The organism is Streptomyces sp. S6, from assembly GCF_054880855.1.
This window is the reverse complement of record NZ_JBTYMC010000103.1, coordinates 1-20,668: the sequence shown is the minus strand read 5'-3', so window position 1 is coordinate 20,668 and position 20,668 is coordinate 1. Positions and strand designations below refer to the sequence as shown.

Genomic DNA, 20,668 nt, shown 5'->3' with positions numbered 1-20,668 from the left:
GGGCACGTCAAGGTCAACCAGCACCGGCCGGTGGTCGGCAAGGTCAAGACCGTGTCCGTCAAGCGCGAAGGCAAGCGCTGGTACGTCGTCCTGACCGCCGAGCAGCCGCAGGCCCAGCGCGTCGGTGTCCAGCAGTGCGCGCAGCCGCATGGTTCGTCGCCGCCGTTTCCGTGTCTCGAAATCTACGATGGAGGTCGGGAATCGCTCCCGGCGTCCCCCCGTGTTTCCGTGGGGAGGCGGGGAGGTTTCCGAACACTTCTCTTCATATGAATCTACAAGATGACCTTCACGACCAGCCAACTCCTTCGGAGATTCGGTGACTGACCCGGTCGGCGCAACCGCTTGTGTACTGGCGGTGAGCCCCGTGAACAACACCTGAACACGACAAGATCCGGACGATGTAGGAGTGAGCCGGTCATGGACTTCCTTCGCCCCGCCAGCTGGGAGGAAGCGCTCGCCGCGAAGGCCGAGCACCCCACCGCCGTACCCATCGCGGGCGGCACCGACGTGATGGTCGAGATCAACTTCGACCACCGCCGTCCCGAGCACCTCCTCGACCTGAACCGGATCGGAGATCTCTACGAATGGGAGGTCGGCGAGGACTCCGTACGGCTCGGCGCCTCCGTCCCCTACACGCGGATCATGGAGAACCTGCGCGACGAACTGCCGGGCCTCGCGCTCGCCTCCCACACCGTCGCCTCCCCGCAGATCCGCAACCGGGGCGGCGTCGGCGGCAACCTCGGCACCGCATCCCCGGCCGGTGACGCCCACCCCGCGCTCCTCGCGGCCGGCGCCGAGGTCGAGGCCGAGTCCGTGCGCGGCACCCGCCGCATCCCCATCGACGACTTCTACACCGGCGTCAAACGCAACGCCCTCGCGCCGGACGAACTGATCCGCGCCGTGCACGTGAAGAAGGCGGACGGCCCCCAGCAGTACGCCAAGGTCGGCACCCGCAACGCGATGGTCATCGCCGTCTGCGCCTTCGGCCTCGCCCTGCACCCCGAGACCCGCACCGTCCGCACCGGCATCGGCTCGGCGGCACCGACACCGGTCCGGGCCCGGGTGGCCGAGGACTTCCTGGCCGCCGCACTCGACGAAAACGGTTTCTGGGACAACGGCAGGATCATCACGCCGTCCGTCGCCAAGGAGTTCGCCGGGTTGTGCGCCGCCGCCTGCAACCCCATCGACGACGTACGCGGCACCGCGAGCTACCGCCGCCACGCGGTGGGCGTCCTCGCCCGCCGCACACTGACCTGGACCTGGGAGTCGTACCGGGCCTCTCTCCGGAAGGGGGGTGTCGCGTGATGCGCGTCAACTTCACCGTCAACGGACGTCCGCAGCAGGCCGACGACGTCTGGGAGGGCGAGTCCCTCCTCTACGTCCTGCGCGAGCGGCTCGGGCTGCCGGGCTCCAAGAACGCCTGCGAACAAGGGGAGTGCGGCTCCTGCACGGTCCGCCTCGACGGAACTCCCGTCTGCGCGTGCCTCGTTGCGGCGGGGCAGGTCGAGGGGCGGGAGGTCGTCACCGTCGAGGGTCTCGGGGACGGCGATCAACTCGCCCCCATCCAGCAGGCGTTCATCGACGCCGGCGCCGTCCAGTGCGGGTTCTGCACGCCGGGTCTGCTGGTCGCCGCCGAGGAGATGCTGGAGCGCAACCCCAGCCCCTCGGACTCCGACATCCGCGAGGCCCTCTCCGGCAACCTCTGCCGGTGCACCGGCTACGAGAAGATCATGGACGCCGTGCGCCTCGCGGCGGCCCGGCAGGGAGCGTGAGCATGCTTCGCACCACTCCGGGGAAACTCACCCAGGGCACCCCCACCAAGGGCGGCATCGGCGAGTCCACCCTCCGCCCCGACGGCACCCTCAAGGTCACCGGCGAGTTCGCCTACTCCTCCGACATGTGGCACGAGGACATGCTCTGGGGCCAGATCCTCCGCTCCCCGGTGGCGCACGCCGAAATCGCTTCCATCGACGTCTCCGAGGCACTCGCGACACCCGGCGTGTACGCCGTCCTGACCTACGACGACCTCCCCACCGACGTCCGCCACTACGGCCTGGAGGTCCAGGACACCCCCGTCCTCGCCCACGGCAAGGTCCGCCACCACGGCGAACCCGTCGCCCTCGTCGCCGCCGACCACCCGGAGACGGCCCGCAGAGCCGCCGCGAAGATCGTGGCCGACTACCACGAACTCCCCGTCATCACCGACGAGTTGTCCGCGACGGCGCCGGACGCGGTGCTGGTGCACGAGAACCGGACGGACCATCATTTCGGGCATGTGTCGCATCCCAATGTGCTGCACCGGCAGCCGATCCTCCGGGGAGACGTTTCCAAGGCGGCCCGGCGTGCCGACGTGATCGTCACCGGCGAATACGTCTTCGGCATGCAGGACCAGGCGTTCCTCGGCCCCGAGTCCGGGCTCGCCGTGCCCGAGGACGACGGCGGCGTCCACCTCTACATCGCCACCCAGTGGCTGCACTCCGACCTCCGCCAGATGGCCCCCGTCCTCGGCCTCCCCCCGGAGAAGGTGCGGATGACCCTCGCGGGCGTCGGCGGCGCGTTCGGCGGACGCGAGGACCTGTCGATGCAGATCCACGCCTGTCTGCTCGCCCTGCGCACCGGCAAGCCCGTGAAGATGGTCTACAACCGGTTCGAGTCCTTCTTCGGCCACGTCCACCGCCACCCCGCCCGCCTCACGTACGAGCACGGCGCGACCCGCGACGGCAAGCTCACCCACGTCAGGTGCCGCATCGTCCTCGACGGCGGCGCGTACGCCTCCGCGAGCCCCGCCGTCGTCGGCAACGCGGCCTCCCTCGGCGTCGGGCCCTACGTCGTCGACGACGTCGACATCGAGGCGCTCGCCCTCTACACCAACAACCCGCCCTGCGGGGCGATGCGCGGGTTCGGCGCGGTCCAGGCGTGCTTCGCGTACGAGGCGCAGATGGACAAGGTCGCGGCCCGACTCGGCATGGACCCCGTGGAGTTCAGGCGCCTCAACGCGATGGAGCAGGGCACCCTGCTGCCGACCGGGCAGCGCGTCGACTCCCCGGCGCCGGTCGCCGAACTCCTGCGCCGCGTCAAGGCGTTGCCGATGCCGCCGGAGCGGCAGTGGGAGAGCAGCGAGGGCGTCGACGTACGGCAGTTGCCGGGCGGGCTGTCCAACACGACGCACGGCGAAGGGGTCGTGCGAGGGGTCGGGTACGCCGTCGGGATCAAGAACGTGGGGTTCTCGGAAGGATTTGACGACTACTCAACCGCCCGTGTCCGTATGGAGGTTGTGGGGGGTGAGGCGGTCGCCACGGTCCACACCGCGATGGCCGAGGTCGGGCAGGGCGGGGTGACCGTCCACGCGCAGATCGCCCGGACCGAGCTGGGCGTCTCGCAGGTGACGATCCAGCCCGCCGACACGAAGGTGGGCAGCGCCGGTTCGACGTCCGCGTCCCGGCAGACGTACGTCACCGGTGGCGCCATCAGACACGCCTGCGAGCTGGTCAGGGAACGGGTGTTGGAGCTCGGGCGCCGCAAGTTCGGTACGTACCACCCGGCTTGGGCGCACGCCGAGCTGCTCCTGGAGAGCGGGAAGGTCGTCACCGACGCGGGGGAGGTGCTGGCCGATCTGGTGGACGTACTCGGTGACGAGGCCGTCGAGCTGGAGCGGGAGTGGCGGCACCGGCCCACCGAACCCTTCGACCTGCGCACCGGACAGGGGAACGGACACGTCCAGTACAGCTTCGCCGCGCACCGGGCCGTCGTCGAGGTCGACACGGAGCTGGGGCTCGTAAAGGTGATCGAGCTGGCGTGCGCGCAGGACGTCGGCAAGGCGCTGAACCCGCTTTCTGTCGTCGGACAGATCCAGGGAGGCACCACGCAGGGGCTCGGGATCGCCGTGATGGAGGAGATCGTCGTCGATCCGAAGACGGCGAAGGTGCGCAACCCCTCCTTCACGGACTACCTCATCCCGACGATCCTCGACACCCCCACCATCCCCGTCGACGTCCTCGAACTCGCCGACGAGCACGCGCCGTACGGGCTGCGCGGGGTGGGGGAGGCGCCGACCCTCTCCTCGACTCCCGCCGTACTGGCGGCCGTTCGGGCCGCCACCGGCCTTGAGCTGAACCGGACGCCGGTTCGGCCGGAGCACCTCACCGGGACGGCCTGACATGCTGGACATCGCGGAGGAACTGGGCCGGTGGGTGGCGGAGGGGCGCGAGTTCGCCGTGGCGACCGTCGTCGCCGTCAGCGGGAGCGCGCCCCGGATGCCGGGGGCGGCACTGGCGGTCGACGCCGGGGGTGTGGCGATCGGGTCGGTGTCCGGGGGGTGTGTCGAGGGGGCCGTGTACGAACTGTGCCGGCAGGCGCTGGACGACGGGGAGGCGGTGGTCGAGCGGTTCGGGTACAGCGACGACGACGCGTTCGCCGTGGGGCTGACCTGCGGCGGTGTCATCGACGTGCTGGTGACGCCGGTGCGGGGGCTCGCGGTGGAGGCCGTGCGGGAGGCTGCGGCGGGGGAGTGCCTGGCGCTCGCGCGGGTGGTGGACGGGCCGGCGGAGCTGCTGGGGAGAGCGTTGCTGGTGCGGGGGGACGGGTCGTACGAGGGGTCGCTGGGGGACGCGGCCGGGCTCGACCGGACCGCCGTCGCCGAGGTCCGTGCACTGCTGGACGCGGGGCGGACGGGGACGGTGGCGGTGTCCCGGTGCGCCGTTCCCGTGACGCTGCTGGTCGAGTCGTCCGTTCCGCCGCCCCGGATGATCGTGTTCGGCGCGATCGACTTCGCCTCCGCGCTCGTCCGGATCGGGAAGTTCCTCGGCTACCACGTCACGGTGTGCGACGCGCGGCCCGTCTTCACGACGCGTCAACGCTTCCCGGAGGCCGACGACGTGGTCGTGGAGTGGCCGCACGAATACCTGGCCCGCACCGAGGTGGACGCCCGGACGGTCCTGTGCGTCCTGACGCACGACGCGAAGTTCGACGTCCCCCTCCTCCGCCTCGCCCTCCGCCTCCCCGTCGCCTACGTCGGCGCGATGGGCTCCCGCCGAACCCACCTCGACCGCCTGACCCGCCTGCGCGACACCGGGGTGACCGAACGGGAGCTGACCCGCCTCCACTCCCCGATCGGCCTCGACCTCGGCGCCCGCACCCCCGAGGAGACGGCCCTCTCCATCGCGGCGGAGATCACCGCGAGCCGCCGGGGCGGAACGGGGGTGCCCCTCACCGGCGCCCACACCCCGATCCACCACGAGGAGCCACCGCCGGCACCGAGGCTGGGGGCGGTGGCCTGAGAGCACGGCGGAAACAGCCCCGGGCCCCTTGTCAGAGGCGGCTTGTACGCTGCACTCACTCGCGATGCGGGTGTCCGGAGGCAGGAGAGCACGGGGGATTTCGGTGAGTGACCCACATCTGATACTGGGCCGCAGGCGGAGCCTCCCGCTCGGTGTGTACCTCATCTCCCTGGTCGTCCTCGCCGTGTTCGGGTTCGTCAGCGCCTGGCTCCAGTACGACGCCCGTGGCCGGAACGCGGAGCCGCGCACGGAGTTCACCGCCGCCAACCCGCCCGCCGGTCTGCCCGCCGCGCTCACCACCGGCCAGCACCTGACCTGGTCCCGCTGCACCTCGCCGCCCACCGCGCGCAGGGGCTACGACTGCGCCACCATGAAGACCCCCCTCGACCACCGGAAGCCGGACGGCAGGACGATCGGCGTCGCCCTGATCCGCCACAAGGCCACCGGCCCGAACGCCCGGCGCATCGGCTCGCTCGTCCTCAATTTCGGCGGCCCCGGCGTGTCCGGGGTGCTCGGACTGCCCGCCCGCCTCAACCAGTACAAGCCGCTCCTCGACCGCTACGACCTGGTCTCCTTCGACCCGCGCGGCGTCGGCGCGACCATCCCCGTGCGCTGCGGGAAGACCCCGGACGACACCGGCTACGACGGCGCCGACGCCTGCGCCGAGCACTCCGGGGCGATCCTCCCGTACGTCGGCACCTCGCACACCGCGCGCGACCTCGACCTGATGCGCTACCTCCTCGGCGACGAGCGGCTCCACTACTTCGGCGTCTCGTACGGGACGGCGCTCGGCGCGGTCTACGCCCACCTGTACCCGTCACACGTCGGGCGGCTCGTCCTCGAAGCGTCCGTCGATCCGACCGAGGACCTCGTCGAGAGGAAGGTGTCGCAGGTCAAGGCGGTTCAGGCGGCGTTCGACCGGTTCGCCGCGCACTGCGCGGACCGTATCCCCCACTGCCCGACCGGCGACGGCCCCGAGGAGGCCGCGCGGCGCATGGCCCGCCTGGCCGACCGCCTGGCGAAGAAGCCCGCCCCGGCAGGCGCCGGAAGAACCCTCGACGCGGACGCCCTCGCGTCCGCCGTCGACGACCGTCTCACCCTCGGCACGGACGGCTGGGCGCCACTCGCCAAGGCCCTCACAGCGCTGATCGACCACAACGACGGCCGTCCGCTGAGCGAGGGCGCCGACGACACCGGCTCCGCCGACCGCGCGCCGTCCCTGGACGAGAGCAGCCGTGCCGCCCTCGTCGCGATCACCTGCGCGGACTCAGACCTACGCCCCGGCTTCGAGGGCCTCGACAAGGCCGCGGCCCGCGTCAAGGCCGCCTCACCCGTCTTCGGCGCGGCCTGGTCCACCGGTGTCTACCTCTGCTACGGCTGGCCGTTCGGCGGCGAGCGCGCCAGACCTCAGGTGAACGCGGACGGCGCGGCGCCGGTTCTGGTGGTCGGCGGCACTGGCGACCCGCGCACCCCCTACCCGGGCGCCGGCCACATGGCCCGCGCCCTGGGCGACGGTGTCGGCGTCCTCCTGACGGCAGAGGAGGAGGGTCACGGCACGTACCCGCAGAACCGCTGCGTCACGAAAGCGGTCGACACCTATCTCCGCACGGGCCGCACCCCGGCAGCGGGGACGGTGTGCCGGGGCAGCATGTCCTGAGTCCTGTACGGATCTCAGCCGCCGGCCTCCCACACCCCGAACCACTGCTCCGCCCCGAACTCCTCGAACCGCTCCACCTCGGTGAACCCCAGCTTCGCGGCGAGCCGCACCGAGCGGGTGTTGGCGGTCTGCGTGCACAGGACCACCGGCTCGCCGGGGAGGACGGCGGCGAACCAGGACAGAGCTGCCCCGCACGCCTCGGCGGCGTACCCCCGCCCCCACGCCTCCGGTAAGAACAGGTAACCGATCTCGGCGTCCCCGCCCTCCGGCCGCACCCGCCCCGGCCGCCCGGCGTCACGCCGGTCGAGCGTGACCATGCCGGCCATCGCCCCGTCGAGCTCGACCACGAAGACCCCGGGACGCCGCCCCGGCACCGTGGGCACCGCACGCTCGACCGCGTCCCGAGGCCGTGGCCCTCCGAGATACATATGGACCTCGGCCGACGTGAACAACTCGACGAACACCGCCCGGTCCCGCCCCTCGGGCTCCCGCAGCACGAGTCGTTCGGTCCGGATGGGGGCAGGCGGCCAGGGGACAGGTCCGAGTTCGGTCATGGCGGACAAGGTATCGCCCGCCCCCTCCGGGGTGTCCCGACTCCCTTGCCCCTCACGCCCTCCGCAGCAACCGATTGATCGCCCTCCCGAACACCCACCGCGCCCCCACCCGCACCACCGGATCGAGAAACCCCGGCAGAAACCGCATGCGCAACTCCTCCCGCCACACCACCCGAGCCCGCCCGCCAGGCCCGGGACGGACCTCGATCTCCGCCCAGCCGAGGACGACCCGGCCCTGTTTCTCCAGCCGGCACAGACCCGGCTCGGCCTCGGAGGGCGGCTGCCAGACCGTCACCTCCATGCGGTCGTCGAAGGACAGCGGCCCGAGGCCGGTGCGGGCGACGAGGACGGTCCCCTCCCCGGTGGGAGCAGGCGTCCGGACGGTGACCCGGGTGACGGGGACGACGTCGCCGTGCCGATGCCACTCGGTGAGCCGGTACCAGGCCTCCTCGGGCGGAAGCGGGACCGTGCGGACGAGTTCGAAGGTGACCACGCGCCGATCGTAGGGGGACCGCAGTGTCCGGGTATCCCGGTGATCAAGGACCCCATACCTCTACCATCACCGCAGAGACGGGCAATCCGCCCGTCCTTCGGGGGAGTTGATCACTCATGCCGTTGAAGAGCTATGGCGTCCTGATCGCCCGTGCGGTGGACACCCGCCGAGAGGGCGGCACGGACAGCCCGCACTACCAGATCCACCTCGTGGACGAGTCCGGCACGCACTACCGCGTCTCCGTGAACGTCCTCTCCCAGGAGCACCCCTCGGAACTGCTCTACCTGGCGGACGACGACTTCAAGCACCCCCTCACCAACCGCCTCACCGGCCTGCCCTCCGGCTGGAACAAGCTCCCGGCGGGTCCCGGCGGCCCGAACCTGGACTTCATCCGGGGCAACCTCTTCGACCCGGCGGACCTCCGCACCCTCCCGCCGGACGCCAGCGGCCCCGACAACGACCTCGCCGACCTCCTCGACCACTACGTCAGCCGCGCGCTCGACAACGAGGGCGCCCGCCTGCACGTCTTCGGCGAGCGCTGGGGCCCCGAGACCGGCGTCAAGGACAAGGTGTTCGGCTTCCTGCCGGGCAACGGCGTCCACGACATCCACATGAACCAGGGCAACAGCAAACGCTTCCAGAAGGACGACGGCGTCTGGCAGGACGGCGGCCTCCTGATCCACTTCCCGGCGGAGAACCGCTGGATCGCGGTTTTCCTCGCGTTCCAGAGCCAGGCGTGGCACACGGACGATGTGACGGGCCATGCCCTGAAGGGCACCGACGGCACCCGTCCGCGGCCCGGCGCGCAGCCGGTCCGGATCGTCGCCGCCCTCGTCAACCCGCGCGGCCCGGCCCCCGAGGCGGAGCAGGTCACCCTCCTCAACGCCTCCCCGGACCCCCAGGACCTCACCGGCTGGCACCTGGTGGACCGCGCCGGCCACACCACCCCGGTGCCGGAAGGCCGGCTGGCGGCGGGCGCCACCCTGCCCGTACCTCTGCAAGGTGGCGCCCAACTCCCCGACACCGGCGGCGAGATCACCCTCCTGGACACCAAGGGCCTGAAGGTGCACGGGGTTTCGTACACCTCGGCGCAGGCCGCCCAGGAGGGCTGGACCGTCGTGTTCTAACCCCTCACTGGAGGTAGAACGTCGCGTCGGCGCGGTCCGTCGCCGTGCTCAACGCCTGCACGTACAACAGGTAGTCGAAGTGCCGGACGTACCGGCCGGGCGTGCCGTACGACTCGTACGACACCCCGGCCGGATCCGCGAGCCCGGCCCGGCCGAAGAAGGTCGCGTCGGACGCGAACGCCGCCGTCCCGTCGTTCTTCTCCACCCGCACCTCGAACGCGCCGTTCGAACGCAGGTAGTAGCCGGGGAAGTTGGCCGACTCCAGGGACACCGTCCCGCTGCCCGCGAGCCCGGTGACGACCCTGAACTGGGAGTCGGCGAGCGGTGACACGTTCGCGTCGAGGCGTCCCCGGTAGTCGTAGTGGCGGACGAACCGGTCGGGGAAGTTGTACGAGGACAGGCGCTGCGGGGTGACGCCGTCGGCGACCGGGATGCCGAAGTCCGGTGTCCCGTCGGCCTTCCAGTACACCTTCTGCACACGGGTGCGCCGGTTCGGGTCGTTCAGCGGGTCGCCGGTGATGTCCTTGTAGCTGCGGTCGTGGTAGACGATGACGTCCGACTTGCCGTCCTCGGAGACGGTGAACGAGTTGTGGCCGGGACCGTACTGCGAGGTCGCCGCGTTCGAGCGGAACACCGGGTTCGAACTCTTCGTCCAGGAGGCGGGGTTGGTGAGGTCCGCCGTCGCGGACGCGGACAGCATCCCCAGGCAGTAGTTGGCGTCGGTCGCGCTCGCCGAGTACGTCATGAAGACCTTGTCGCCGTGCTGGATCAGCGCCGGGCCCTCGTTCACCTTGAACCCGATCGTCTCCCAGGACAGCGTCGGCTGCGACAGCTCCGCCGGAGTGCCCTGAATCGTCCAGGGGTTGGCCATCTTCGCGATGAACAGGCTGGTGTTGTTGTCCTCGGCCGGGTTGCGCTGCGCCCATGCGAGGTAGCGCACGCCGTTCACGACGAACGTCGTCGCGTCCAGGGAGAACGTCTCCCACGTGGTCCTGATCTGGCCCTTCTCGGTCCAGGTCGCGGTCAGCGGGTTCGCGCCGGTGCCCTCCAGGACGTACATCCGGATCGCCCAGATGTCGTTCGTCGCGCCCGCCGCGAAGTACACGTACCACTTGCCGTCGATGAAGTGGATCTCCGGCGCCCAGATGTGCGCGCCCATCACGCCGCTCGTGTGCTTGGTCCAGATGGTGACCTCCTGGGCCGTGGCCAGGCCCTGGATGGTCGTCGCCCGGCGCAGCACGATCCGGTCGTAGGCGGGGACCGTCGCGGTGAAGTAGTAGTAGCCGTCCGTGTGTTTGAAGATGTGCGGATCCGCCCGCTGCTCGGCGATCGGGTTCGTGTAGGTCACTGCGGGCGACTCCGGTGCGGCGGCCTGAGCGGCGGGGGTCAAGCCGGCGAACACCCCGGCGAGGGCGAGGAGCACGGCCATCAGCAGCCGCACGGCGTTACGTCTCACAGGACCGTCCCTTGTCCGTAATTTCGAACGTAGTTCGTAACTTCGGCCAGAACATAAGGGTCCGGCATGGGCGCGTCAATAATCTGGACGTTGGAAACTGATCGGTTTCCGAGTTGATTCCGATCACCTGGGGGCCTCGTGACCACCCTCACGCCCAGGGCGACGCGGGCCTCACCCGAGGCCGGCTGATGATGGCCGCCGGCCTCGCGGTACGGCCGCAAGGGCCTGCGCTGCGAGTTGCTGGCGGCGAGGGGAGGGTTGAGGGATTCGGAGCCGCTGTCCCGCCAGTTGATCCTGCTGTTCGACGGCGCGAGCGCGAGGGTGGGAATCGGGGAGGACGACTTGGCGGGCCTGCTCCAGTCGATGGTGGCCACGCTTCTGGACGCCGGGGGGCTTTAGTTCTTTCGGGGGCGCGGGGCTGTATCCAACCGCGCGGCGAACGCGTCGATCAACTTCCGTGTCGGACCGGGCGAGATGACGGAGTCCCCGGCGGCGGAAGAACCCACCGGTACCGGCCCCCGGACTCGACGATCCACCGGGTCGCCCCGACGCCGTCCATACCGGGCATGCCGACGTCCGGCAGGGCGACATCGGGCCGGAGTTCGGCGGCCATCCGCACCGGGGTACTGCTCCCGCCCGGTAAGGGGCAGCGGGTGGCCATTTTGCGCTCTGGATACCCCTGGGGGTACTCGTGCTACGGTTTTCCATATACCCCGGGGGGTAATTTCGGCCATGGGTCGATGACCGTAAGGGAGCGTGTCCGGATGTTCTTCATCGACGTCGTCGAGGTGCCCGGCCTCGGCAATCGCGGCTACCTCGCGGGCGGCGCGCGGACGGCGGTCGCCGTCGATCCGCCGCGCGACGTCGACCGGGTGCTCGCCCTGGCCGCCCGGCGCGGGGTGCGGATCGCGCGGGTCGTCGAGACCCACATCCACAACGACTACGTCACCGGCGGCCTCGAACTCGCGCGGCTGACCGGCGCCGAGTACCTCGTACCGGCCGGGGCGCGGGTGGCGTTCACGCGGACCGCCGTGCACGACGGGGACCGCGTGGACATCGACACGGGACTCTCCCTGCGGGCGATCGCCACCCCGGGACACACCCCGCACCACACGGCCTACGCCCTGGAGCAGGACGGCATCCCCGTCGCCGTCTTCACCGGCGGCTCGCTCCTCGTCGGCACGGTCGGGCGGCCCGACCTGGTGGAACCCCGGCTCACCGAACGCCTCGCCCGTCAGCAGTACGCCTCCGCGCACCGGATAGCCGCCGAACTCCCCGCCTCCGCCGAGGTGTTGCCGACCCACGGGTTCGGGAGCTTCTGCGCGTCCGGCCCGGCGGCGGGTGCCGGGGGCGGGACGACCATCGGCAAGGAAAAGGTGTCCAACGTCGCGCTCACGCGTGATGTCGACACGTTCGTACGGGAGTTGATCGCCGGGCTCGACGACATACCCGCGTACTACGTCCACATGGGACCGGTGAACGCCGGTGGCCCGGCCCCGATCGACTTGACTCCGCCCGCAGTTGCCGATCCGGAAGAGATCGCCGCGCGGCTGGCCGCGGGGGAGTGGGTGGTCGACCTCCGGCACCGCCTCGCCTTCGCCGAAGGGCATGTCGCGGGCTCCCTCAACTTCGAGGCGAACGGCCAACTCGCCACGTACCTCGGGTGGTTGCTCCCCTGGGGCAAGCCGGTCACGCTCCTCGCGGAGTCGGCGGAGCAACTGGCCTTCGCCCAGCGGGAACTGACGAGGGTGGGGATCGACCGCCCGGCCGCCGCCGCGCTCGGCACCCCCACGGACTGGCTCCGCCCGGACACCCCTGCGGCGACCTTCCGCCGGGCCCGCTTCACGGACCTCGTGGAGCGGGGTGCCGGAGTGATCGTCCTCGACGTCCGCCGGGCCGGCGAGCGCGCGGCCGACGGCCACCTCGCCGGTTCCCTGCACATCCCCCTCCACACCCTCCCGCACCGCCTCTCCGAGATCCCCGCCGGCGAGATCTGGGTCCACTGCGCGGGCGGCCTGCGAGCCGCCATCGCCGCGTCACTGCTGGACGCCGCCGGCCGGGAGGTGGTCGCCGTGGACGACGGGTTCGCCGCGGCGGAGGGGGCGGGGCTTGTGCGGCGGGGGGCTTGAGGTGGGTGGTCGTAGGGGTGTCGTCGGGGGAAGGGGGGTGGTGGTGTCGGCGGGGGGCCTCGGGCGGGTGCGCGGGGTGTCGGTGGTGGGTGTGATGTCGTTCGCCGGACGGCGGACGAGGTGTGCGATGCCGTTCGACGGACAGCGGCCGGTGGGCCCGGCCTCCCCGTTCCCCCCACCCGCCCCGGCCACCCCCGGCCCGGTGCCCTCCCCCTCCGGAGCCCCCCGATGAGCCTCACCTTTCTCGCGCTGGCCGCCGGGGCTGTCGTCGGGCTCGCTCTCGGGGCGCTCGGTGGGGGCGGGAGCGTGTTGGCTGTACCGGCGTTGATCTACTTGCTCGGATTCACCCCCGTCGCGGCGACCACCGCGAGTCTCGTCATCGTGAGCGTCACCTCGGCGACCGCGCTGAGCGCGCACGCCAGGGGCGGGCACGTCCAGTGGCGGACGGGGCTGCTGTTCGCCACCGCCGGCGTCGTCCCCGCGATGCTGGGCGGACTGCTGGCGGCGCGGCTCCCGGATCGCGCGCTGACCTTGGCTTTCGCGGTCGTGGCGACGGCTGCGGCGATGCGGATGCTGGGGGTGGGGACGGCGGCGGCGCTACGACGACTGCGCGGACGCCCGGAACATCCCGCACCCCTCTCCGACCCTGTCCCCGCCACCCGCCCCTCGGTCCCCACGCACCCTGCCGACACCTCCACCCGCCCCTCCACCCCCGCACACCGCGTCGCCCCCTCCACCACCCCCGTACACCCCACCCGAGCCGCCGCCGCAGGTGCCGGACTGGGTGTCGTCACCGGAGTCCTCGGTGTCGGCGGTGGTTTCCTCGCCGTGCCGGCGCTGGTGGGTGTCCTGGGCCTGCGGATGCGGGCGGCCGTGGGGACGAGTCTGCTGGTGATCACCGTCAACTCGGTGGCCGCGCTCGGTCTGCGCGCCGGCACGGTGCACGACCTCGACTGGTCCCGCGTCGCCCCCTTCGCCGGAGCGGCCCTGCTGGCCGCGTGGGACGGCCGTCGGCTCTCGGCGAGGTTCTCGGGGCCGGGGCTCCAGCGGGCGTTCGCGTGGGCACTGCTGGGGGTGGCGACGCTGATGCTGCTGGACGGCCTGCGGTAGCGCCCGCTCGCACGGAGGAAACCCCGGCAACCGCTACCACAACCGCCCCGAGCCCCCTCACGCCAGCGAAAGGAACAACCTCTCCAGCCGAGCCTTCATCGCATCCGCGTCCTCCCCGCTCCGCCGCCCCGACTCGATGTCGGCGACGCACTGCTGCAACCCCGTCGCGATGATCGCGAACCCGGCCCGGTCGAGCGCGCGGGACGCCGCCGCCAACTGCGTCACGACCTCCTCGCAGTCGCGCCCCTCCTCGATCATCTTGATCACCCCGGTGATCTGCCCCTGCGCCCGGCGCAGCCGGTTCAGCACGGACTTCAGGTCGTCGCCCTTCAGATCCAGCTCCACTACGACTCACTCCCACACTCGTCCCATACCCCTAGGGGTACTGTACGTCGCCGCGAGGCGACACCTCGAACCTCAAGGATCACCCCTGCCATGACCACGCCCGACACCGAGACCCTCACCCCCGCCGAGGCTGGCGCCCGCCTGCGCGACCTCACCGTCGTCGACGTCCGCACCCCCGCCGAACACGCCTCCGGCCACCTCCCCGGCGCCCTCAGCATCCCCCTGGACCACCTCGCCACCGCCCTCCCCGACCTGCGCGCGGCGGTGGCGCACGGCACCCTCCTCGTCGTCTGCGCCTCGGGCAACCGCTCCGCCAGGGCCTGCGCCCTCCTCGCGGACCACGGCATCCCGGCGGCGAATCTCACCGGCGGCACGACGGCGTGGGCGGCGCAGGGCAACCCGCTGGACCACCCCGCCGGCCCCGTCCGCCGCACAGCCTGGACGATGGAACGCCAGGTCCGCTTCACTGCGGGCGCCGCCGTCCTCACCGGCCTCGCTCTCGGCGCCCTGGTCCACCCGGCGTTCCAGCTCCTGTCGGCCGGGACAGCGACGGGCCTGGTGTACTCGGCGCTGACGGACACCTGTGGCATGGCCGCCGTCCTGTCGAGGCTCCCGCACAACCGCCCGGCCGCCTTCGACCTCGCCGCGACACTGACGGCGCTGAGGACACGTACGCAGGGGTAACCCGAATCGGGATGATCCCGGAGGTATCGTCCGACCGATTCCCATGAACGAACAAATCACCCCCGCACGCCCCGAAGCCCCCTCCCGCCGCACCCTCCTCGCCGGCGCGGCGGCGGGCCTCGGGGCGGTTGCCGCAACCGGTTGCACAAGGCCGACGCCCCCGGCACCGGGCACCGAGCCCCCCACCCGGTCCCGCCAGCGAGGCATCACCACCCCCCAACTCCCGGCAGCCCTGATCCTCGCCCTGGACCTGGCCCCCCATCTCAAGGGTCCGGCCGCCCACAAGGCCCTCACCGAAACCCTCACCCGCTGGACCCCCCTCCTCCAGCCCTCGTCCCTCACCGCCGTCCTGGGCTTCGGCCCCACCCTCCCCCCACGCCTGTCCCGCACACCCCCCGCCCTCCTGCGCGACCTCCCCCCGTTCCCCGGCGACAACCTCACCCACCGGGGCGCGGACCTCGTCCTCCACCTCAGCGCCCCCACCCCCGCCGCCCTCACCGCCCACGCCACCACCCTCCTCGCCGAGGCGGGGGACACCCTCCGCCCCCGCTGGCGCCAGCCCGGCCACCTCCCCCCGACCGCACCCGGCCAGACCCCCCGCAACCTCCTCGGCTTCAAGGACGGCACCGAAAACCCGACCCCCGAGGAATGCGAACGCTGGATCTGGACGGACAACGCCACCTACCTGGTGGTCCGCCGCATCCACCTGAAGGTGAAGGAGTTCACCAGCCTCCCCCTCGCCACCCAGGAACAGACCATCGGCCGCCACCGAGACTCCGGCGCCCCTCTGGGCCGCCGCCACGAACACGACGACGTCGACGTCTTCTCCAAAACCCCCGAAGGCCGCTACACCACCCCCCTCCACTCCCACGTCCGCGCCGCCAGCCCCCGCTACGACGCCGGCGCCCGCATGCTCCGCCGCGGCTACACCTACGACAACGGCCCCGCCGACCAGGGCCTCCTCTTCCTCGCCTACATGCGCGACCCCACCCTCTTCACCCGAGTCCAGGAACGCCTCACCACCCACGACGACCTCCACCCCTACACAGAACACCGAGCCTCAGCCGTCGCCTACATCCCTCCGGCCCCCGGCCCGGGTGAACATCTCGGAGAGCGGTTTCTCAACGACTGAAACGGCTGAGACGGGTGAGCCCCCGAACTTCACAGCCAGTCACGGCGCTTGAAGATCAGATACAGGCTGACGCAGACGACGGCCATGAGGGCGACGGCGAAGGGGTAGCCGAGGGGCCAGCGGAGTTCGGGCATGTGGGTGAAGTTCATGCCGTAGATCGTCCCCACCAACGTGGGGGCGAAGAGGATGGCCGCCCACGAGGAGATCTTCTTGATCTCCTCGTTCTGCTCGAACCCCGCCTCCGCCAACGCCCGCATCTCCGCGTTCTGTTGCTGCGTCACCAGGGTCGCGTTGACGGTGAGGATCTCCGTCAGGGCCTGGCGGAAGCCGTCCACGCGTTCGCTGGTGTGGGTGACGTGGTCGGCGACGTCGCGGAGGTAACGCTGGAGTTCGTCGTCGGTGCCGTATTTGGAGAAGCCGGCCATGAGGCCGTGGAGCATGCCGACGAGGGGGCGGGTGGCGCGCTGGAACTCGACCATTTCACGGGAGAGTTCGTAGATGCGGCGGGAGACCTCGGGGTCGCCGCGGAAGACCTCGGTCTCGATTTCGTCGATGTCGTTCTGGACGCCGGCGACGACGGGGACGTAGCCGTCCACCACGGCGTCGAGGATCGCGTACAGGACCGCCTCGGTGCCGAGGCGCAGCAACTCCGGTGTCTCCTCCATGCGTCGGCGGACGGCGGAGAGGTCGGGGGCGTCGGCGTGACGGACCGTCAGGACGAAGTCGGGGCCGACGAAGACGTGGAGTTCGCCGAAGTCGATCTCCTCGGGGGCGTCCAAGTAGCGTGCCGCGCGCAGGACCACGAAGAGGGTGTCGCCGTAGCGCTCCAGCTTGGGACGCTGGTGGGCCTCCTTCGCGTCCTCCACGGCGAGCGGGTGCAGGCCGAACTCGGTGGCCAGGGAGTGGAGTTCGGCCTCGGTGGGGCGGGCGAGGCCGATCCACGCCATGCTGCGCGGCTGCTCGCGGAGTTCACGGTAGGTGTCGGCGAGCGTGGCGGGCGTGGAGATGCGGACGCCGTCCTGGTAGAGGGCCGCCTTGACGACGGCGGCGGGCTGCGCCGGGGGAGGGGACGAGGGCTCGGTGGGGTGAGGGTGGTGGGGCGCCGGCGGCCGCGCGTCGGCCGGGGGAGGGGTGCGGCGCCAGACCGGCCTGCGGGGGAATCGTCCGTCACGGCGTCGCTCGGCCATCGCGGCTGCCTTCCGGTGGTGTCGGGTCTGTCCGGTTCCTGACGATCACGGGCAGGATACGGGGCGCAGAGGGTGCGGGCCTGTGGAGAAACCTGCGCATCGAGGACAGCATCTGTCCTCGATCGCCGCTACCGTGCACAGCATGACGACGACCGTCCTCGGCCCGCGCGCCCTCAACCGCGCCACCCTCGACCGCCAGCTCCTGCTGCGCCGCTCCCCCCTCGGCGCGCGGGCCGCCGTCGAACACCTCGTCGGCCTCCAGGCGCAGAACGTCAGGCCGCCGTACCACGCCCTCGCCGCCCGCCTCGACGGCTTCACGCCGGGGGACCTCTCCCGGCTCATGACCGACCGGGACGTCGTCCGCATCGTCACCCTGCGCTCCACGATCCACACCCACACCGCCGAGGACTGCCTCGGGCTGCGGGGGCTCGTCCAGCCGGCGCGGGAGCGGGAGCTGAGGACGTTCCGCGCGGGGCTCGCCGGTGTGGACCTCGACCGGCTCGCCGCGCTCGCCCGCGACCTCGTCGAGGAGACGCCCCGCACGCTGAAGGAACTCCGCGAGGCCCTCGTCGTCCACTGGCCGGACGCCGACCCGCAGGCCCTCGGCATCGCGGCCCGCTGTCTGCTGCCGCTGGTGCAGGTGACGCCCCGGGGGGTGTGGGGAGAGAGCGGGCAGGTGGCGCTTACTACGGCCGGTCACTGGCTGGGGCGGGACGCGGGAGACGCGTACGACGTCGACGCCGTCGTCCTGCGCTACCTCGCCGCCTTCGGCCCCGCCTCCGTCAAGGACATGCAGACCTGGTCCGGCCTGACCCGCCTGCGCCCGGCGTTCGAACGGCTCCGCCCGAGGCTGCTGACCTTCCAGGACGAGCACGGCACCGAGCTGTACGACCTTCCCGACGCCCCCCGCCCCGACCCCGAGACCCCCGCGCCGCCCCGTCTCCTCCCCGAGTTCGACAACCTGCTCCTCTCCCACGCCGACCGCACCCGGGTGATCCCGGCGGAGTACCGGGGGCGGACGTGGGCCGGGAACATCGCCTTCCCGACCTTCCTCGTCGACGGGTTCCTCGCGGGCGTGTGGAAAGCGACGGAAAGCGTTCTCACCGTCCAGCCGTTCGGGAAGCTGACGAAGGGGGAGCGGGCGGCGGTCGAGGAGGAGGCCGTCCGTATGACGGGCGTGCTGCACCCGGGGGCGTCGTACGCGGTCCGCTTCGGGACGGTGATGCCCTGAACAGGCCCCTAGGGCCTGTCGCCACATTCCCGCCTGCCGGGAGGGGCCTGGCACGCGCATCTGCGGCGTTGTCGTCGGTTGCCGACGCGCCGCGTCGACGCCCTCCTCCGCCTTGCAGCTGCACGCACCAGGCCCCTCCCGGCCCGCCCTCCGGGCGGACGACGGGAATGTGACGACAGGCCCTAGTCCGCCCGCCCCGTCACCGCCACCGTCACCCCGAGCCCGATCATCGCGCACCCGCCCGCGCCCCCGATGAGCGACAGCCGCCGCTCGGAGCGGGCGAACCAGGTGCGGGCGGCGGAGGCGGTGAGGCCCCAGAGGGTGTCCGTGACGAGCCCGATGCCGATGGGGACGAGCCCGAGCACCAGCATCTGTGCGACGACGTGCCCGGCGGAGTGGTCGACGAACTGCGGCAGCGCGGCGGCGAAGAAGACGAGCCCCTTCGGGTTGGTGATCCCGACGAGCGCCCCGTCGAGCACGGTCCGCAGATCCCCGCGCCGGCCCGCGGGCCCGCCGCCCCGCACCTCGGCGACCTTCAACTCCCGCCGGTGCCGCACCCCTTGCACCCCGAGGAAGACGAGATAGGCGGCCCCGGCCCACTTCACCGCGAGATACACCGCCGCCGACTCCGCCACGACCGACCCCAGCCCGAACGCCACCACGGCGACCAGCAGATAGGACCCGATCACGTTCCCCACCGCGCTCGCCACCGCCACCCGGCGGCCGTGCGCCAGCGCCCGCCCGATCACGAACAGCACACTCGGCCCGGGTACCACGATCACCAGCGCGGACACGGCGGCAAAGGCGAGCAACCGCTCTCCGGACAGCATCATCACGGGCTCACCCTGGCAGACGCACCGGGCACATGGATAGAGGGCGTTGCGGGCCGCTCGTGGAGGCCCGCAACGCCCTCTGACCGTGCTCCCGGGGGACCTCTACGAGTCGACCTCGGAGGTCACGAGGGAGGAGAAGGCGGTCAACCGGGTGTAGACACCCGGGTAACCGGCTTCCGCACATCCCTCGCCCCAGGAAGTGATCCCTGCCAGGACGCCCCCGATGATCAGGGGACCGCCGCTGTCGCCCTGGCAGGTGTCTGTGCCGCCGGAGAGGTATCCGGCGCAAACCATGTCGGACCGGACGAAGTCCGAACCGTAGGCGGTCCGGCAGCCGGAGTCGGACACGACCGGGACGGTCGCGGTCCGCAGCTGGTTCGAGGAGCCGCCGTTCTCGGAGGTGGTGCCCCAGCCGAGGATGCGCGCGGTGGTGCCGGCCGCGTACAGGTCCGTCTGGCTGGCGGAGACGTACGGTGCCGGGGCGTACGGCATCGAGGTCTCCAGGGTCAGGACGGCCACGTCGTCGCCGTCCGTGGCACTCGTGAAGTCGGGGTGGACCCAGATGTCCGTGACCCGGCTCACAGTGCCGTTGGTGCCGTTCAGGTAGGTCCGGCCGCCGACCACCCGCACGCTGCTCGTGGTCTCTGTGGCCATGCAGTGCGCGGCGGTCACGACCTTCGTCGGGGAGACGAGGGTGCCGCCGCAGAACTGGTTCTGCGAGGCGTCGGTGATCTGCATCATGAACGGATACGACGAGGTGGTGGTCGTCGTACCGCCGACGATCGGCTGGGGTGCTGCCGAGGCCGGCGGGGTGCCGAGCGGCAGGGCTGCCGCTACGGCGGTCGCCGCCAGGGCGGCGGCTGCCTTTCTCGCACGGTGGGGCGCGGACAAAGTGTCTCCTCGTGGGGGAGGGGGCCCTCAGGTGTCGCGCCTGTGCTGGTGGGAGTGGTGTGGGGGAGTCGTGTGGAGTTGTGCACGGGGGCCGCGGGACCGACCCCCGTGTGCCCGGGCGAGCGGCACGTCCCAAAACCTACGGCCCGTCACACCCTCACCCCAATGAGGGAACCCCCTAGGGGACCCGGACAGGGAAAACCCTCGGTGTCCCGAGGGCGAATCCCGGACGGCGTGTCCCTCACCTACGGCGCATCCCTGACGGCAACGCGGACAGGAACCCGCAGTAAACCCGCCGCCCCGTCAGGTCGCCCGGCGCCCCGCCGCGAGCCGCACGATGTCCACCCGAGAGCGGATCCCCAGCTTGCGGTAGACGCGCGTCAACGTCGCCTCCACGGTCTTGACGCTGATGAACAGCCGGGCGGCGATCTCCCGGTTGGTGGCGCCCTCCATGACCAGCGCCGCCACCTGACGCTCCATCGAGGCGAGCCCCTCCAGCGCGTCGGCGGCCGGCTGCCGCTCCACCGCGGTCGGCCCCTTGCCCGCCCCCGGCGCTGCGACCG

At 71.7% G+C, this 20,668-nt stretch carries 20 protein-coding genes and 1 pseudogene; 13 read left to right on the top strand and 8 right to left on the bottom strand.

From position 1 onward, the window contains the following. From ACVNF4_RS16850 to ACVNF4_RS16825, 6 genes and pseudogenes are all read left to right on the top strand, one after another. A pseudogene (locus tag ACVNF4_RS16850) lies at window positions 1–117 on the top strand (RNA-guided endonuclease TnpB family protein); the annotation flags it as partial. A 300-nt stretch (window positions 118–417) separates the two neighbouring features. Next, window positions 418–1,305 (top strand): FAD binding domain-containing protein, encoded by an 888-nt coding sequence (locus ACVNF4_RS16845; protein ID WP_461803627.1) that lies wholly within the window; start codon window positions 418–420, stop codon window positions 1,303–1,305. Beyond that, window positions 1,305–1,772 carry a (2Fe-2S)-binding protein gene (locus tag ACVNF4_RS16840; RefSeq protein WP_461803626.1) on the top strand — a complete coding sequence of 156 codons (468 nt, stop codon included), beginning with the start codon at window positions 1,305–1,307 and terminating at the stop codon, window positions 1,770–1,772. Before ACVNF4_RS16845 ends, ACVNF4_RS16840 begins: the two co-directional genes overlap by 1 nt. Window positions 1,773–1,774: 2 nt before the next feature. After that, window positions 1,775–4,156 carry a xanthine dehydrogenase family protein molybdopterin-binding subunit gene (locus ACVNF4_RS16835; protein ID WP_461803625.1) on the top strand — a complete coding sequence of 794 codons (2,382 nt, stop codon included), beginning with the start codon at window positions 1,775–1,777 and terminating at the stop codon, window positions 4,154–4,156. Between the two features lies 1 nt (window position 4,157). Further along, on the top strand, window positions 4,158–5,276 hold the full coding sequence (locus tag ACVNF4_RS16830; RefSeq protein WP_461803624.1) for an XdhC family protein: 1,119 nt from the start codon (window positions 4,158–4,160) through the stop codon (window positions 5,274–5,276). A 103-nt stretch (window positions 5,277–5,379) separates the two neighbouring features. Further along, entirely contained in the window at window positions 5,380–6,933 is a 1,554-nt protein-coding gene (locus ACVNF4_RS16825) for an alpha/beta hydrolase (protein ID WP_461803623.1), read from the top strand. Window positions 6,934–6,947: 14 nt separating this feature from the next. On the opposite strand, the gene ACVNF4_RS16820 is transcribed toward ACVNF4_RS16825, so the two are convergent. Together ACVNF4_RS16820 and ACVNF4_RS16815 are read right to left on the bottom strand one after the other, a co-directional pair. Next, the gene (locus ACVNF4_RS16820) at window positions 6,948–7,487 is read right to left on the bottom strand and encodes a GNAT family N-acetyltransferase (RefSeq protein WP_461803622.1); all 540 of its coding nucleotides are present in this window, start codon (window positions 7,485–7,487) and stop codon (window positions 6,948–6,950) included. Between the two features lie 52 nt (window positions 7,488–7,539). After that, window positions 7,540–7,980 carry an SRPBCC family protein gene (locus ACVNF4_RS16815; protein WP_461803621.1) on the bottom strand — a complete coding sequence of 147 codons (441 nt, stop codon included), beginning with the start codon at window positions 7,978–7,980 and terminating at the stop codon, window positions 7,540–7,542. Window positions 7,981–8,096: 116 nt separating this feature from the next. Between ACVNF4_RS16815 and ACVNF4_RS16810 the strand changes: the two genes are divergently transcribed. Next, the gene (locus ACVNF4_RS16810; protein WP_461803620.1) at window positions 8,097–9,107 is read left to right on the top strand and encodes a DUF2278 family protein; all 1,011 of its coding nucleotides are present in this window, start codon (window positions 8,097–8,099) and stop codon (window positions 9,105–9,107) included. Between the two features lie 4 nt (window positions 9,108–9,111). On the opposite strand, the gene ACVNF4_RS16805 is transcribed toward ACVNF4_RS16810, so the two are convergent. Next, a complete protein-coding gene (locus tag ACVNF4_RS16805) occupies window positions 9,112–10,536 on the bottom strand; it encodes a family 43 glycosylhydrolase (RefSeq protein ID WP_461803629.1) in 1,425 nt (474 codons plus the stop codon). A 285-nt stretch (window positions 10,537–10,821) separates the two neighbouring features. On the opposite strand from ACVNF4_RS16805, the gene ACVNF4_RS16800 reads away from it, so the two are divergent. The 3 genes from ACVNF4_RS16800 to ACVNF4_RS16790 all read left to right on the top strand — a co-directional run bounded on the left by ACVNF4_RS16800 (window position 10,822) and on the right by ACVNF4_RS16790 (window position 13,802). Continuing rightward, window positions 10,822–10,962 (top strand): hypothetical protein, encoded by a 141-nt coding sequence (locus ACVNF4_RS16800; protein WP_461803619.1) that lies wholly within the window; start codon window positions 10,822–10,824, stop codon window positions 10,960–10,962. 365 nt (window positions 10,963–11,327) lie between these two features. Continuing rightward, complete coding sequence (locus tag ACVNF4_RS16795; protein ID WP_461803618.1) at window positions 11,328–12,692, top strand: MBL fold metallo-hydrolase; 1,365 nt, start codon at window positions 11,328–11,330, stop codon at window positions 12,690–12,692. 228 nt (window positions 12,693–12,920) lie between these two features. Beyond that, window positions 12,921–13,802 (top strand): sulfite exporter TauE/SafE family protein, encoded by an 882-nt coding sequence (locus ACVNF4_RS16790; RefSeq protein WP_461803617.1) that lies wholly within the window; start codon window positions 12,921–12,923, stop codon window positions 13,800–13,802. A 57-nt stretch (window positions 13,803–13,859) separates the two neighbouring features. Here the strand turns inward: ACVNF4_RS16790 and ACVNF4_RS16785 are convergent, their stop codons facing one another. Beyond that, on the bottom strand, window positions 13,860–14,147 hold the full coding sequence (locus ACVNF4_RS16785) for a metal-sensitive transcriptional regulator (protein WP_461803616.1): 288 nt from the start codon (window positions 14,145–14,147) through the stop codon (window positions 13,860–13,862). A gap of 90 nt (window positions 14,148–14,237) precedes the next feature. On the opposite strand from ACVNF4_RS16785, the gene ACVNF4_RS16780 reads away from it, so the two are divergent. Next, the gene (locus ACVNF4_RS16780) at window positions 14,238–14,831 is read left to right on the top strand and encodes a rhodanese-like domain-containing protein (protein WP_461803615.1); all 594 of its coding nucleotides are present in this window, start codon (window positions 14,238–14,240) and stop codon (window positions 14,829–14,831) included. A gap of 43 nt (window positions 14,832–14,874) precedes the next feature. After that, a complete protein-coding gene (locus ACVNF4_RS16775; protein WP_461803614.1) occupies window positions 14,875–15,963 on the top strand; it encodes a Dyp-type peroxidase in 1,089 nt (362 codons plus the stop codon). A gap of 29 nt (window positions 15,964–15,992) precedes the next feature. Here the strand turns inward: ACVNF4_RS16775 and ACVNF4_RS16770 are convergent, their stop codons facing one another. Beyond that, a complete protein-coding gene (locus ACVNF4_RS16770; RefSeq protein WP_461803613.1) occupies window positions 15,993–17,150 on the bottom strand; it encodes a magnesium and cobalt transport protein CorA in 1,158 nt (385 codons plus the stop codon). Between the two features lie 142 nt (window positions 17,151–17,292). On the opposite strand from ACVNF4_RS16770, the gene ACVNF4_RS16765 reads away from it, so the two are divergent. Continuing rightward, window positions 17,293–18,381 carry a winged helix DNA-binding domain-containing protein gene (locus ACVNF4_RS16765; RefSeq protein WP_461803612.1) on the top strand — a complete coding sequence of 363 codons (1,089 nt, stop codon included), beginning with the start codon at window positions 17,293–17,295 and terminating at the stop codon, window positions 18,379–18,381. A gap of 182 nt (window positions 18,382–18,563) precedes the next feature. Here the strand turns inward: ACVNF4_RS16765 and ACVNF4_RS16760 are convergent, their stop codons facing one another. The 3 genes from ACVNF4_RS16760 to ACVNF4_RS16750 form a co-directional block, all read right to left on the bottom strand. Beyond that, on the bottom strand, window positions 18,564–19,211 hold the full coding sequence (locus tag ACVNF4_RS16760; protein WP_461803628.1) for a LysE family translocator: 648 nt from the start codon (window positions 19,209–19,211) through the stop codon (window positions 18,564–18,566). Window positions 19,212–19,316: 105 nt separating this feature from the next. Then, the gene (locus ACVNF4_RS16755; RefSeq protein ID WP_461803611.1) at window positions 19,317–20,105 is read right to left on the bottom strand and encodes a S1 family peptidase; all 789 of its coding nucleotides are present in this window, start codon (window positions 20,103–20,105) and stop codon (window positions 19,317–19,319) included. A gap of 303 nt (window positions 20,106–20,408) precedes the next feature. After that, on the bottom strand, window positions 20,409–20,668 hold a 260-nt coding region (locus ACVNF4_RS16750), incomplete at its 5' end, for a helix-turn-helix domain-containing protein (RefSeq protein ID WP_461803610.1).

Bases quoted from the DNA above. Each gene is read 5' to 3' on its own strand.
- ACVNF4_RS16810 (WP_461803620.1), top strand. From the start codon at position 8,097: ATGCCGTTGAAGAGCTATGGCGTCCTGATCGCCCGTGCGGTGGACACC.
- ACVNF4_RS16760 (WP_461803628.1), bottom strand. From the start codon at position 19,211: ATGCTGTCCGGAGAGCGGTTGCTCGCCTTTGCCGCCGTGTCCGCGCTG.
- ACVNF4_RS16830 (WP_461803624.1), top strand. From the start codon at position 4,158: ATGCTGGACATCGCGGAGGAACTGGGCCGGTGGGTGGCGGAGGGGCGC.
- ACVNF4_RS16775 (WP_461803614.1), top strand. From the start codon at position 14,875: ATGAACGAACAAATCACCCCCGCACGCCCCGAAGCCCCCTCCCGCCGC.
- ACVNF4_RS16790 (WP_461803617.1), top strand. From the start codon at position 12,921: ATGAGCCTCACCTTTCTCGCGCTGGCCGCCGGGGCTGTCGTCGGGCTC.
- ACVNF4_RS16765 (WP_461803612.1), top strand. From the start codon at position 17,293: ATGACGACGACCGTCCTCGGCCCGCGCGCCCTCAACCGCGCCACCCTC.
- ACVNF4_RS16820 (WP_461803622.1), bottom strand. From the start codon at position 7,487: ATGACCGAACTCGGACCTGTCCCCTGGCCGCCTGCCCCCATCCGGACC.
- ACVNF4_RS16770 (WP_461803613.1), bottom strand. From the start codon at position 17,150: ATGGCCGAGCGACGCCGTGACGGACGATTCCCCCGCAGGCCGGTCTGG.
- ACVNF4_RS16780 (WP_461803615.1), top strand. From the start codon at position 14,238: ATGACCACGCCCGACACCGAGACCCTCACCCCCGCCGAGGCTGGCGCC.
- ACVNF4_RS16845 (WP_461803627.1), top strand. From the start codon at position 418: ATGGACTTCCTTCGCCCCGCCAGCTGGGAGGAAGCGCTCGCCGCGAAG.
- ACVNF4_RS16835 (WP_461803625.1), top strand. From the start codon at position 1,775: ATGCTTCGCACCACTCCGGGGAAACTCACCCAGGGCACCCCCACCAAG.
- ACVNF4_RS16795 (WP_461803618.1), top strand. From the start codon at position 11,328: ATGTTCTTCATCGACGTCGTCGAGGTGCCCGGCCTCGGCAATCGCGGC.
- ACVNF4_RS16805 (WP_461803629.1), bottom strand. From the start codon at position 10,536: ATGGCCGTGCTCCTCGCCCTCGCCGGGGTGTTCGCCGGCTTGACCCCC.
- ACVNF4_RS16840 (WP_461803626.1), top strand. From the start codon at position 1,305: ATGCGCGTCAACTTCACCGTCAACGGACGTCCGCAGCAGGCCGACGAC.